Source organism: Salinicola corii, assembly GCF_008298015.1.
Classification (GTDB): Bacteria; Pseudomonadota; Gammaproteobacteria; order Pseudomonadales; family Halomonadaceae; genus Salinicola; species Salinicola corii.
In genome coordinates this window covers 1-12453 of the sequence record NZ_VTPX01000001.1, presented here as the reverse complement: position 1 = coordinate 12453, position 12453 = coordinate 1, and the positions used below count along the sequence as shown (strand labels likewise).

Sequence of the window (12453 nt, the reverse complement as noted above, 5' to 3'; positions counted from 1 at the left end):
TGTTATTCAAGTATATTGTTACCTTTCAGAGACGTCTTCTTGAACCCCCGATCCCCCGCCATGAACGCCTCCAGCATGTGCGGGATCAGTGTCACGGCATCGACCGCCTCGCCGTAGGTCTGCGCGTGCAACGCAGCATACCGGTCGAGGTCGGACTTCAGGCTGGCCGGGCATGCGAAGGTCAGCTTGGTGGTCTGGGTGCTGGGCAGTGGGCCGAGACGTAGCTTTCGGGTCGTAGTCATCGTGACGCTCCCTGGTTGAGCAACAGTGGCTGGTAAGGACGAAGTGCCAAGTCGCGGTTGACGATGACGCGTACCGGCAAGCCGGGCCGCTCCGTCAAGGTGGGTTGAATGTTCAGATTGCGTCGGGTCATCTCCTGGCCTACCTGATTGATGCTATCTTGCGCGCTGTCGCGACCGGCGATGATGACGCGATCACCGTCCTGCCGGTTTTCCGGTGCGGCCAGTTCAGCGCCGACACCCAGTAGCGTTGTCAGCACGGCACCGGCAAAAATACGATCCCAGTGCCAATCGACACCATCCTCCAGACCGGCATAGCCCGCCGGGTCGGTGCCAGCCAGGTTGTCGAGCGTCAGCGAGGAGGTATCCGGCAGTATGATGCGGTTCCAGACGACCTGAACCCGACTCTGCCCGTAGCTCACCTGACTGTTGTAGCGCCCCAGGATACGTGAGCCCTGTGGGATCAGCAGGTGTTGGCCGGTAGCCGTGTCATAGACCGGCTCCGTCACGGTAGCGATCACATCGCCCGGTAGGTCCGACTTGATGCCCGTCACCAAGGCACCTGCGATGACCGTCCCAGCCATGACCTGATACGGCGAATCGGGCAATTGTAGATCTCCTCTATTACGGGTTTCCGTGTTTCCAGATTGCAGAAACGCTTCTTTCTGATCCTGCCGGTTCTGTACGGCGGTGGGATCCGTGGACTGGGCCGACGTCGAGGCCGGCCCGGCGCCCAGCGGATCAAAGGCCGCCAAGGCATTGCCCATATCTGGCATAGCAGGCGAAGACGGCGATGCTGCGGCTGTCGTGGTCGCTTGGCCTTGGTTGCCCGTCTGGAAGAACAGCGACGAAGTCGCCGCGGCCTCTTCCTCCTCGCGTAGCGCATCGGCAGAGTCATGACCGGGCGCCGAGTAGCTGGCCACGGCTGGCTGCTGTGTGTTCACGATGGCTGGCCCCAGGTCACCCGGCAATGGCGGCCCCAACTCTGGCACCTTGGGCGGTGAATCAGGCGGCAGTTCGGAATAGTCGGAGGGAAGTTGCTCCAGTTCGTCCGAGCGCGACACACTCTCTACGTTGTACAATTCGGTCTGCTCATCGCGCCCACGCTGTGGTGGCTGCAATGACCAAATCGTGGCACCGAGCACGGTGATCGCTAGGCCGCCGGTAAGAATCGCCAAGGTGCGCCGGTTCAACCGCGTCACCGGGCGCGGCTGGGCACGAAGTGTCACGGTATCGGGGGCAACCTTATCCGCTTGCGGCGTGGCCTGGCCGGCCGTCTCGTCCTGATTCATGCTCAGTCCCTCCGTGCTACGCCGTCGGTGCGTTCGATGCGCACCACATCGCCCTTGTCGCCGCCCAGGCGCAGTTCGGCCGCCCCGAACAGCCGATCGACGATGTAGTACGGGGAACGGAATCGGTAGTTCACCAGTTGCCCATCGCCTTCGGCACCGATCACGAACAGGGGCGGTAGCTCGCCTTGGGCGATACCCGCTGGGAACTGGATATAGACCTTCCGGCCATCATCAAAGGCGCGCAGCGGCTTCCACGGCGGCTGACTGCCGCTGATCGCGTAGCGAAAGCGCAGATTCTCCAGTGCCAAGCCGCTATCCACGGGTGCAGCCACTTCAGCGGCCCGATTCCGGCGCTGCAAGGCGAGCATCCGGTCACGCGGGTAATCCCAGGACACCGAGGCCATCCAGGCCTTGTCCGTCGAGGTCAGCTCGATAAGGTAGGTACGCCGGTTGGTGGTAATAACCAGATTGGTTTTCAGGTCCGAACGAATGGGCTTGACCAGCACATTGACGCGCTGCTCGTCACCGGCACCGCTGGAGGTGTCGCCCACGACCCAGCGCACGGTATCGCCCGCCGCCACCGTGACCAATTCTTCGCCCGGTTGAAGCGCAATCACCGTCACGCGCCCGACCGCTGCATAGACCTGATACAGCGCCCCATCGGTGAAGGGCCAGACCTGGATGGCATTGACGTAGCCTTCGCGAGTCGGTGCCATGCGCGCTTCTTCATTGGCCGTGGATACACGCACGGTTTCATCGGCGGGCTCCGGCGTCGTCTCAGCCTCCCCGGTCTCCGGCAACGGCTTCAACTGCGCCGGCATCGGCAGTACCTCCGGTACGGGCATAATTTCCACGGGCTTCGGCGGCTCGGGCAGCGGCTGGGCCTGTACGGCGTCGTCGAGTGAGATGGCCGGCGGCGGCTTACCCTGCATGGCGCAGCCCGACAGAACCAGCAGGGTCAGTGGCAAAGCGTAAAAGCGAGAAGACGGTTTCATGGCTGGGCTCCTTCGGACGTATCCAGTTCGCGACTCCACGACAGACCATTGATGTAGATGCCCAGGGGGTTCTTGCGCAGGCGATCTTCGGTACGCGGGGTTTGCAGCACGATGGACACCACGGCGGTCCAACGCTCCAGGCCCGCGTCAGCGCCATTGACGTAGCGGCGTTCGGTCCAGCGCACGTTGAACGACGAATCACTGGCACGCACCACACTGGTGATCTGCACCGTCACCGACTCCTTGCCGATACGTGCGAAGGGATCGTGAGTGCGGGCATAGTCATTGAGCACCGCCGCTCCCTTGTCGGTGGTGTAGTCGTAGGCAGCGAGCCAGTTCTGCCGTACCACGACCGGGTCAATGGACAGCGCACGCACCAACGTCACGAAACGCGCCAAGTGGTGCGCGATCTGCGCGTCATTGGGCTGGTACGGTGTGGCAGCTTCGCCCACAGCACGTACTTGTCCGGCCTGATCTACCTCGACCACATAGGGCGTGACGATGGACTGCGCCGAGCGCCATACCAGGCCACCCGCCATCAGAAGCGCCAGGACCAGGCAGCCAAAGGCCATGAAACGCCAATTCTTGGCCTGCACACGGGACGAGCCGATGCGCTCGTCCCACACTTGCGCGGCGGATTGGTACGGGGTGGCCGGTTGCGGCGATTCCGCATAGCGCACCCTCGGTCGTTTGAATCGCATTAGAGGCCTCCTTGAGGGTCAGGTATCGGAATCACGCAGACTTGGGCCAGAACCCGCCCCACCACTGTCGCCACCGCGCAACGTGTGGGCCGTTGTTGTGGCGGCATGGGTGATCTGTTGACGGCGGTGCAAGCGCTTGGCCCAAGCGGGTTGCTGTTGGGATGACGAGGTTCCGCTCTGGCTTCCTCCGGCAGCGTCGCCCCCTGCCTCATCATCGGTAGCCGAGCTATTCCAGCCCGCACGGAAGGGAGCCGTCATACGCTGCCCAGCAGCGGAGGCACGAGCGACCGTACTTCGCCCGGCGCCTTGAGCGCCGGACCTGGCGACGTTGCCGAGGCCCGCCGCCGTCCCCTTGAGGCCTCCACCGGCTGCGGACGAACCGGACTGAAACGCTGACCGGGCACTGCTGGCGGTCGAAGTGGCAGTACGCGCGCCCGTGCCGGCCAGTCTGGCGGCGGCCGGGGCAATGCGCGCCCCGGCCAGCACCGCGCCGCCCACACCCGTGGCGGCCGCACCAACGGCCACGGCGGTGCCGGCAGCGCCGATGGTGGCACCGGCCATCGCCCCAGCACCCAATTGCGGCCCGCCGGAAATCAGCCCGGTCGCAATGCCTGGCCCGAAGATGCCCAGCGCCAACAAGGCGAGCGATGCCAGCATGATGACCAGTGCATGGTCGATGGACGGTTCGTCCGGATGCACCTGGAACTCCGCGAACAGGCCCGTCCCGATACCGACAATCACCGCCAGCACCAACACCTTGACGCCGGAGGACACCACATTGCCCAGCACCTTCTCGGCAAGAAACGAGGTCTTGTTCCACAGGGCAAACGGCACCAGCACAAACCCCGCCAGAGTGGTCAACTTGAACTCGATGAGGGTGATGAAGAGTTGGATCGCCAGGATGAAAAAGCACAGGATCACCACCAACCAGGCGAGGAACATCACCACGATGGGGTCGAGATTGACGAACACCTCGGGGAAGCCCGCCATGTCGCCGATCTGTTCCAGAATCGGCGCAGCCGCATCGATGCCGGTCTTGGCCAGCCGACCTGGTTGCAGAAAGTGTTCCATCGTCAGCGACGAGCCAGTGGCCGTCAGGCCCAAGCCAGCGAAGGAGCGGAACACGATGCTGGCCAACCAGTTGAAGTTGCCGATGATGTAGGCGAAGGCGCCGACGTAGAGCACCTTGCGCAGCAGCCTGGCAATCACGTCCTCACCCTGGCCGGAGGCGTGGCTCATAGCCCAGTACAGACCGGCGATGGTCATATCAATGACGATCAGTGTGGCGGTCAGGAACGTCACCTCGCCCTGTAATAGCCCAAAACCTGAGTCGATGTAGGTGGAGAAGGTGTTGAGGAAGCGGTCGATGACCGTCACATCGTTCATGGCCCATCCTCCGAGACAGGTCCATCGAAGCTCGGTGGAATGGGTGGCAGATCCGTCAGTGTCCGGTATTCATTCGAGCCCGCTTGCCCTGAGAAGAAGCGTCGTCGGTATGCTTCGGCAACGACCTGGCAGTCGTTCTCGCCCACGACCTGTCGATCCCTGACACACTGCTCACGCCATGCCTTGAGCCGCACAGGATCGGTGGCCAAGTCACCGACCTGGCTCTCGGTCGACGGCTGGCTGCACGCGGATAACCATACGGCCAGTAGCGAAACCGACAGGACAGGAGCGCATCGCATAGCGGCCTCCGTCAGTTGCCGTAGAAGTGCACGGGGTGCGGCGTGTACGGCGTACCGTCCCCAAGGAAACGGCGCCGCACCTCGCGGGCACGTTCGGTAGCAGCCGCATGCCGCGCCAATTCCAGGGCGGCGGCCCGTTCCTGGGTGATCTGAAGCTGCTGGGTCTGGATCGACTGCTTGGCCTGCAAAGCCAGGAGCTGGTTGGTCGCCTGCGTGGCTTGTAAGGCACCTTCCGCCGACTGGCTCTGACTCACCAGGTCGGCCAGCGCGCTTTCGTCCTGCGTCAGGTTCTCCGAGACCTGAGCCTGCATCCGCATCGCGGCGTGCAGCCCATCACGCGTGTACTTCCAGCGTTCCTGCGCATCCTGGTACATCTGATCGCCACTGACTGTAGCGGCGTACTCCTCCGGGTACAGTCGTGCGAATTCGCGGTCGAGGTTCTGCACGTCATAAGCCAAGCCCTGCGCCTCGGTGATCAGGCGTTCGGTGGTGGCCAGCGTCGACCGCAGCCGATTGACGACGTTGAAATCCAGACCCGCTAGATTGCGGGCCTGGTTCGTCAGCATTCTCGCTTCGTTCTGAAGCTGGTTGATCTGGTTATTGATCTGCTCCAGCGTGCGGACCGCTGTCAGGGTGTTCTGTACGAAGTTCGAGGGGTCGAACACGGTGAACGCGGCCGCAGGCTGCACGGCCAACAGCGACACCGACAGCGCGGCTGCCCACGACAGGGACAATAAGTGGGACTGAGTCTTCATGAGGGAACCTCCAATGGCGGGGTGTTGGGACGGAAAGCGGTCGTTGGCGGAAGGCCAGGAAACGAAGGCAACAGGTCGGCGCCCCAATCGAGACCACGATGACGCAACCAGGCACCGGCGAATCCAGGTGCGCCGGCATCCAACAGCACACGGTCGATGTCACGTTGATCCTGCGGTGTTGAGGCACCCGCAAACGCCAGCGCGACGGACCCCAGGTCGAGGTCGAACAGGCGATTGCCCAGGCGTGACTGGTAGTAGTAGTCGCGCTTGGGTTCGGCGGTGGCAACGATCTCGATTTGCCGACTGTTGAGGCCAAAGCCCTCGTAGATGGTGCGGATCTGTGGCTCGGTCGCCTGTGGGTTCGGCAGGAAGATGCGGCTGGCGCAGCTTTCGATGATGGCCGGCGCAATGCTGGAATCCTTGATGTCAGCCAGCGACTGCGTGGCGAAGATGACGCTGACGTTCTTCTTGCGCAGCGTCTTGAGCCATTGGCGGATACGCGCGGCAAATACCGGGTCGTCGAGGAACAGCCAGGACTCATCGAGGATCAACAGCGAAGGGGCACCGTCGAAACGTTCATCAAAGCGCGCGAACAAATAGCCCAGCACAGCCAGCACCGCCGCCTTGCTGTGCATCAGCTCTTCCATCTCGAAGCCCTGCACGTCGGCGCTGCCGAGTCGGTCATGATCGGCATCCAGCAGCTTGCCGTGGGCACCACCGAGCACATAGGGCGCGAGCGCCTGGCGCAGTGCGTTGGATTGCAACAGGACGGACAGCCCAGTCATGGTGCGCTGCTCCAGCGGCGCACCGGCGAGGCTGTTCAGCGCCGACCAGATGGCCGCCTTCTCGTCCGGGCCGACCGCCACGCCTTCGTGCAGCAAGCGACTTTCCACCCACTCGCCCGCCCAGGTGCGGTAGCTGGCCTGGTCAATGCGCGCGAGCGGCTGGAAGGCGATGCCGCCATCGGCGCCGAGGTCGTAGTGTTCGCCGCCCAGGCCAAGGATCGTAGCGCGCATCGAGCGGCCCATATCGAAGGCGAAAATGCGCGAACCAGGGTAGCGGCGGAACTGCATCGCCAGCGTGGCCAGCAACACCGACTTACCCATGCCGGTCGGCCCCACGACAAGGGTGTGGCCCACGTCACCAATGTGCGTCACCAGCCGGAACGGCGTGGCACCATCGGTACGGGTGACGATCAACGGTGGGCCATCAAGGTGATCGTTCTTTTCGGGCCCGGCCCACACCGCCGACACCGGCATCAGGTGCGCCAGGTTCAGAGTCGATACGATGGGCTGACGTACATTCGCATAGGCATTACCGGGGATCGAGGACAGCCAGGCATCGACCGCATTCAGTGTCTCGGGAATGGTCACGAACCCACGTCCCTGGATGGCGCGCTCCACCATCCGCCGCTTCTCGTCGGCCAGATCGGCAACCGTGTCCATCACGGTGACCGTGGCCGTCAGATAACCAAAGGCGACCTGATCGCTACCCAACTCCTGCAGGGCCACATCGGCGTCCGCCGCCTTGTTGTTGGCGTCGGTATCCACCAGCGGGCTTTCCTGCTGGAAGATCGTCTCGCGCAGCAGCGCCACCACGTTCTTGCGCTTGGCGAACCACTGACGGCGCAGGCGGCCCAGCTCCTTTTCCGCCTCGGCTTTGTCGAGGCACAGAAAGCGCGTACTCCAGCGATAGCCAAATCCCAAGCGATTGAGGTCATCCAGAATCCCCGGCCAGGTCGAGGTCGGGAAACCGCGCACCGATACCACTCGCAGGTGGTGATCGCCGAGCGTCGGCGCCAGTCCGCCGACCAGTGGGCGGTCGGCCAATAGCGCATCCAGATGAAACGGCACCTCGGGAACGCCGATCTCGTAGCGGCGCGTCGAGACGGTCGTGTGCAGGTAGGTCAGCGTCTGGCTGTCATCCAACCAGGCGATTTCCGGCATCACGCCGTCGAGCAGATCGAATATGCGATTGGTCTCCGCCACGAAGGCATCCAGCCGGCCCTGCCAATCCACACCCTCGCCGGGGGCGTTCTCGTACAGCACCTTGGCCGCGCGGGCGTGGGATTCTTCCGATGGCAGGAAGGCCAGCGTCAGGTGATAGCGGCTCTCGAAGTGCTGATTGGATTCCTCAAACGCAGCGCGGCGTTCCTCATCCACCAGCCAGGACAGAGCCTCCGGAAAATCAGAATGCGGATAGTCCCCCGCCAACTGGCGTTCCGCCTCGATAAACAGCGCCCACCCTGTCCCCAGTCGGCGCAGCGCATTGTTGAGCCGCGCCGTGACGGCGATCATCTCGCCCTGCGTGGCACTGTCCAGATCCGGCCCCCGGAAACGCGCCGTTCTCTGGAACGAACCATCCTTGTTGAGCACCACACCTGGCGCGACCAACCCGGCCCAGGGCAACCAATCTGCCAGTAACGCGGGGCGCTGGCGGTATTCGGCGAGATTCAGCATCGCGACACCTCCCTACACGTCCAGCAGCGGCTTGTGCTTGATGTGTCGGGCGAAGACTTGCATGAACTGCGCATCGACTCGCGCGCCCCAGACCGCCAGTGAATGGCCGACGATCCAGAGCACCACCCCCGGAATCCACAGTTGCAGGCCCAACCCGACGGCGGCAGCCAAAGTCCCGTTGGCAATGGCGACCGTACGCGGCGCACCACCCAGCAAGATCGGCTCGGTCAGCGAGCGATGCAGCGGAATCTCGAAGCCAGGAGCGAAGCCCGAAGCGACTTCATTGGCAGTACTCATACGACCGCCCCGCCTGAAAAGCTGAAGAACGACAGAAAGAGCGAGGACGCGGCGAAGGCAATGGAGAGCCCGAACACGATCTGAATCAGCTTGCGAAAGCCCCCACTGGTATCGCCAAAGGCCAGTGCCAGGCCCGTACTAATAATGATGATGACGGCTACGATGCGCGCGACTGGCCCCTGGATGGACTCGAGAATGGATTCCAGCGGGCCTTCCCAGGGCATTGAGGAACCGGCGGCCTGCGCCGTGCTGGCCAACAACAGCATCAATGCGGCCAGTAACAGCCCCTGCCCTGCGAGTCCGGGCAGAGGGTGCAGCCACATTGAGCGGGAAAGCGGCTGGTCAGAAAAACGCCAAGCAAGGGTATGGGTCATGGCTGGCCTCCAAGGGAGCTGGGAGTTGGGGTGGAATCAGACGGTGATGGCAATTCGGGCAACGACGTGTCCAACACGTCCGTCAGGTGGTAGCCGGCAGCGTCGAAGCCCGTCACACGGGCGATGCCCGCGATGCGGCGCTTGCGTCCACGTCCGGCGATATGAATAACGACATTGACCGCTTCGGCGATCAGCGGGCGCGGTGGATTCACTGCCACTTCGAGAATCAACTGCTCCAGGCGCAGCAGCGCCCCCAAGGCGGAACCGGCATGAATGGTGGCAATACCGCCGGGATGGCCCGTGCCCCAGACCTTGATGAGATCCAGCGCCTCGCCACCACGGACCTCGCCAACTACCACACGATCGGGTCGCAGCCGCATGGTGGCGCGCACCAGCTCGCTCATGGTCACAACACCCGAACGCGTGCGGAGCGGTACATGGTCATGGGCTGCGCATTGCAGTTCGATGGTGTCTTCGAGCACCAGTACGCGGTCGCCGGTGGTGGCGATCTCCGCGAGCAAAGCATTGGCCAGCGTGGTCTTGCCGGAGCTGGTGCCACCGGCAATCAGGATGTTTTGTCGGTCGCGTACCGCACGGCACAGGAAGTCGGCTTGCTGCACCGTCATCATCCCATCGGCGACGTAGCGCTCCAGCGGGATAACACCCACAGCGCGCTTGCGCAGCGCGAAGGCCGGCCCGGGCGCGGCCGGCGGCAGGATGCCCTCGAAGCGCTCGCCCGTTTCCGGCAGCTCAGCCGTCAACAGCGGTTGACCGCGATGCACCTCCGCGCCGACATGGGCGGCGACCAAACGGATAATGCGCTCACCGTCGGCCTCGGACAGTGCCACGTCCAGCGGCGCGCGGCCGGAGGACAGGCGGTCGACCCACAGCGTGCGGTCGGGGTTGAGCATGATCTCCACCACGTCCGGGTCTTCCAGTGCAGCGGCAATCACCGGCCCCATTGCTGTACGCAGCATCTGGATACGTCGATCCAGCGACGTGGAGGGGGAAGACTGAGGAATGGCGCTCATGACATCGGTTCCCCAGCACGTTCCCGCCCCTCACCTTGCGCTGCCGCGTCGTCCATGTGCACCGGGTCGGGATGCAACTCCTCCACCACGTCACGCACCAGACTGCGCCCACGCAGCAAACGGCGCCCGAGTTGTTCGACGAACTGCTCGAAGCGCGCCTTACCCTGGGCGCGGGCGGCGTCCTGATGGGCCTCGGGCACCGGCGTGCTCACCGTCAGGAAGTAACGCACGAACAGCGCCAGCGTCTCGATCTCGATGTTCTGATTACGCTCCAGGCGCTCGAACTGGCGCGACAGGCGATCCAGCCGTTTGGCGATGGCAGCCTCGCGTCGGTCGGCGGCGTCCGGTGACAACCAGGACGCCAGGGCCGCCGCGACGATGCTGGATTTCGAGACGCCTTTCTTTGCGGCCAACTCATCCAGGCGCTTGGCGTGCTCGGGCTGGATAAAGAGGTTCAAGCGGTATCGGCTCATAGCGGGATTCCATCATCAGGATCGAGGGACGCCTGCCGCGCCACGCGTTGCATGGCCGGGTCCAACTGGCTCGGAAGAGGCAGTGGCGCGCCGTCGTCATCGAGCAGTGCCAGGTCACTGGCCGGGTGTTCCGGCTCAGGGCTGAAAGCGACGGTCTCGGATAGTTCGGGCAGGCGGCGCGGGCCACCGTCGTCCGTGTCGTCCAGGCCATCAGCAGAAGCCGTAGTCGATGCCGCGGGTACGGTCGGGACTACCAACTCGCGCCAGTCGTCGGGTCGGGCCGGGGGCGTATCCGCGTAACGCCCCGCCGCGAGTACAGGCACCGGCAGCACGCGTTGCTTGAAATTGGCATCCAGGTAGTAGCGCAGCTTTTTAGCCTTGATCGGTGCCACACTAGAGACCATCACCACGGCTTCATCGGGTGGAAGCTGCATCACTTCTCCGGGCGTCAGCAGCGGCCGTGCGGTTTCCTGACGCGACACCATCAGATGCCCCAGCCACGGCGCGAGCCGGTGGCCGGCGTAGTTGCGCTGGGCGCGCAACTCCGTGGCGGTGCCCAGCGTCTCGGAAATCCGCTTGGCCGTGCGTTCATCATTGGTGGCGAAGGTCACCCGCACATGGCAGTTGTCGAGTATCGAGTGGTTCTGCCCGTAGGCTTTGTCGATCTGGTTGAGCGACTGCGCGATGAGAAAGCTGCGGATGCCGTATCCGGCCATGAAGGCCAAGGCGGTCTCGAAGAAATCGAGCCGTCCCAATGCCGGGAACTCGTCGAGCATCAGCAACAGCTTGTGGCGGCGCTCGATGCCATCGGAGCCATCGAGCGACTCCGTGAGCCGCCGTCCAATCTGATTGAGGATCAGACGAATCAATGGCTTGGTGCGGCTGATATCCGACGGCGGCACTACCAGGTACAACGAGACGGGATGCTTGGCGGCAATCAGGTCGGCGATACGCCAGTCACAGCGCGAGGTCACTGCCGCCACCGTAGGGTCGCGGTACAGCCCCAAGAATGACATAGCGGTGGAGAGCACACCCGATCGTTCGTTGACGGCTTTGTTGAGCACTTCGCGTGCGGCGGAAGCCACTACCGGATGCGGTGCATCGCCCAAGTGCTTTGTCGTCATCATCCGGTGCAGCGTCAGTTCGAATGGGCAGTCGGGATCGGAGAGGAAGTTGGCGACACCACACAGGGTCTTGTCCTCGCCTGCGTAGAGCACATGCAGAATCGCGCCGACCAGCAGTGCATGGCTGGTCTTTTCCCAGTGATTGCGTCGCTCCAGCGCGCCCTCGGGATCAACCAGAATGTCGGCGATGTTCTGCACATCGCGCACCTCATGTGCGCCACGCCGGACTTCCAGCAGCGGGTTGTAGCCGGCCGAGTCGGCATCGGTGGGGTTGAACAGCAGGCAGTGCGAAAAGCGCGAACGCCAGCCGGCGGTAAGCTGCCAGTTCTCGCCCTTGATATCGTGGATAACCACTGACTCAGGCCAGCTCAACAAGGTGGGCACCACCAGCCCTACCCCCTTACCTGAGCGCGTAGGCGCAAAGGCCAGCACGTGTTCTGGACCTTCGTGACGCAGATATTGGTCGTCGTGCAGGCCCAGGAAGACACCGTCCGGCTCGGACAACTCAGCCTTACGAATATCATCCGTATTGGCCCAACGTGCCGAACCGTAGGTAGTGACCCGTTTGGATTGCCGAGAACGCCATACCGACATGGCGATAGCGACGATGACGGCGATTAGGCCACTACATCCTGCGATGGCGCCTCCGATATCGAAGACCTCCGGCGCATAAGCGCCGAAGAAGAACCACCAGTCAAAGAGTCGCCAAGGGTGATAGACCGGCGTGCCGAAGAGATCAAACCAGGGAGAACCGAGGCGTAGCTGATAGCCCAGGGCGGCGGCGGTCCACTGTGTAGCTCCCCACACACCGGCGATCACGATGCCAAAAACAGCAGCGATCTGCCCGAATAATACGCCCTGAGAGTGCATTCACCGGCCTCCGACACACACGCACTGATATCTAGGTTCTGTCTGAAAAGTCATGGTTGCTACGCTATCTCTGTTCATTGAACAGGAGAGAGTCATGGCAGGCCGCTACGAGCTTTCCGACCAGCGCTGGCAGATGATTGAGGATATCGTTTCTCCAC

The 12453-nt window shown here is 63.3% G+C and carries 12 protein-coding genes; all 12 read right to left on the bottom strand.

Features of this window, described 5'->3' with window-relative positions; all coding sequences use genetic code 11:
• Nucleotides 1-2: 2 nt before the first annotated feature.
• The 12 genes from F0A16_RS00065 to F0A16_RS00005 all read right to left on the bottom strand — a co-directional run bounded on the left by F0A16_RS00065 (nt 3) and on the right by F0A16_RS00005 (nt 12295).
• On the bottom strand, nt 3-242 hold the full coding sequence (locus F0A16_RS00065; protein WP_149433378.1) for a DUF2274 domain-containing protein: 240 nt from the start codon (nt 240-242) through the stop codon (nt 3-5).
• On the bottom strand, nt 239-1531 hold the full coding sequence (locus F0A16_RS00060; protein WP_149433377.1) for a TraB/TrbI/VirB10 family type IV secretion system protein: 1293 nt from the start codon (nt 1529-1531) through the stop codon (nt 239-241). Before F0A16_RS00060 ends, F0A16_RS00065 begins: the two co-directional genes overlap by 4 nt.
• 2 nt (nt 1532-1533) lie before the next feature.
• Nucleotides 1534-2526 carry a P-type conjugative transfer protein TrbG gene (gene trbG, locus F0A16_RS00055; protein ID WP_149433376.1) on the bottom strand — a complete coding sequence of 331 codons (993 nt, stop codon included), beginning with the start codon at nt 2524-2526 and terminating at the stop codon, nt 1534-1536.
• On the bottom strand, nt 2523-3227 hold the full coding sequence (gene trbF, locus F0A16_RS00050) for a conjugal transfer protein TrbF (protein ID WP_149433375.1): 705 nt from the start codon (nt 3225-3227) through the stop codon (nt 2523-2525). The genes trbG and trbF overlap by 4 nt, the downstream gene beginning before the upstream one ends.
• An 18-nt stretch (nt 3228-3245) precedes the next feature.
• Nucleotides 3246-4613: a P-type conjugative transfer protein TrbL gene (gene trbL, locus F0A16_RS00045; protein ID WP_149433374.1), complete on the bottom strand. Its 1368-nt coding sequence runs from the start codon at nt 4611-4613 to the stop codon at nt 3246-3248.
• A gap of 310 nt (nt 4614-4923) precedes the next feature.
• Complete coding sequence (gene trbJ / locus F0A16_RS00035) at nt 4924-5667, bottom strand: P-type conjugative transfer protein TrbJ (protein ID WP_149433372.1); 744 nt, start codon at nt 5665-5667, stop codon at nt 4924-4926.
• Nucleotides 5664-8126 carry a conjugal transfer protein TrbE gene (gene trbE / locus F0A16_RS00030; RefSeq protein ID WP_149433371.1) on the bottom strand — a complete coding sequence of 821 codons (2463 nt, stop codon included), beginning with the start codon at nt 8124-8126 and terminating at the stop codon, nt 5664-5666. The genes trbJ and trbE overlap by 4 nt, the downstream gene beginning before the upstream one ends.
• A gap of 12 nt (nt 8127-8138) precedes the next feature.
• Nucleotides 8139-8423, bottom strand: coding sequence for a VirB3 family type IV secretion system protein (locus F0A16_RS00025; RefSeq protein ID WP_149433370.1), 285 nt, complete (start codon nt 8421-8423; stop codon nt 8139-8141).
• The gene (locus F0A16_RS00020) at nt 8420-8797 is read right to left on the bottom strand and encodes a TrbC/VirB2 family type IV secretion system protein (protein WP_149433369.1); all 378 of its coding nucleotides are present in this window, start codon (nt 8795-8797) and stop codon (nt 8420-8422) included. The genes F0A16_RS00025 and F0A16_RS00020 overlap by 4 nt, the downstream gene beginning before the upstream one ends.
• On the bottom strand, nt 8794-9828 hold the full coding sequence (gene trbB, locus F0A16_RS00015; protein ID WP_149433368.1) for a P-type conjugative transfer ATPase TrbB: 1035 nt from the start codon (nt 9826-9828) through the stop codon (nt 8794-8796). The genes F0A16_RS00020 and trbB overlap by 4 nt, the downstream gene beginning before the upstream one ends.
• A complete protein-coding gene (locus F0A16_RS00010) occupies nt 9825-10301 on the bottom strand; it encodes a ribbon-helix-helix protein, CopG family (protein WP_149433367.1) in 477 nt (158 codons plus the stop codon). The genes trbB and F0A16_RS00010 overlap by 4 nt, the downstream gene beginning before the upstream one ends.
• The gene (locus tag F0A16_RS00005) at nt 10298-12295 is read right to left on the bottom strand and encodes a conjugal transfer protein TraG (RefSeq protein WP_149433366.1); all 1998 of its coding nucleotides are present in this window, start codon (nt 12293-12295) and stop codon (nt 10298-10300) included. The genes F0A16_RS00010 and F0A16_RS00005 overlap by 4 nt, the downstream gene beginning before the upstream one ends.
• Nucleotides 12296-12453 lie beyond the last annotated feature (158 nt).

Bases quoted from the DNA above. Each gene is read 5' to 3' on its own strand.
- F0A16_RS00065 (WP_149433378.1), bottom strand. From the start codon at position 242: ATGACTACGACCCGAAAGCTACGTCTCGGCCCACTGCCCAGCACCCAG.
- F0A16_RS00060 (WP_149433377.1), bottom strand. From the start codon at position 1,531: ATGAATCAGGACGAGACGGCCGGCCAGGCCACGCCGCAAGCGGATAAG.
- trbG (WP_149433376.1), bottom strand. From the start codon at position 2,526: ATGAAACCGTCTTCTCGCTTTTACGCTTTGCCACTGACCCTGCTGGTT.
- trbF (WP_149433375.1), bottom strand. From the start codon at position 3,227: ATGCGATTCAAACGACCGAGGGTGCGCTATGCGGAATCGCCGCAACCG.
- trbL (WP_149433374.1), bottom strand. From the start codon at position 4,613: ATGAACGATGTGACGGTCATCGACCGCTTCCTCAACACCTTCTCCACC.
- trbJ (WP_149433372.1), bottom strand. From the start codon at position 5,667: ATGAAGACTCAGTCCCACTTATTGTCCCTGTCGTGGGCAGCCGCGCTG.
- trbE (WP_149433371.1), bottom strand. From the start codon at position 8,126: ATGCTGAATCTCGCCGAATACCGCCAGCGCCCCGCGTTACTGGCAGAT.
- F0A16_RS00025 (WP_149433370.1), bottom strand. From the start codon at position 8,423: ATGAGTACTGCCAATGAAGTCGCTTCGGGCTTCGCTCCTGGCTTCGAG.
- F0A16_RS00020 (WP_149433369.1), bottom strand. From the start codon at position 8,797: ATGACCCATACCCTTGCTTGGCGTTTTTCTGACCAGCCGCTTTCCCGC.
- trbB (WP_149433368.1), bottom strand. From the start codon at position 9,828: ATGAGCGCCATTCCTCAGTCTTCCCCCTCCACGTCGCTGGATCGACGT.
- F0A16_RS00010 (WP_149433367.1), bottom strand. From the start codon at position 10,301: ATGAGCCGATACCGCTTGAACCTCTTTATCCAGCCCGAGCACGCCAAG.
- F0A16_RS00005 (WP_149433366.1), bottom strand. From the start codon at position 12,295: ATGCACTCTCAGGGCGTATTATTCGGGCAGATCGCTGCTGTTTTTGGC.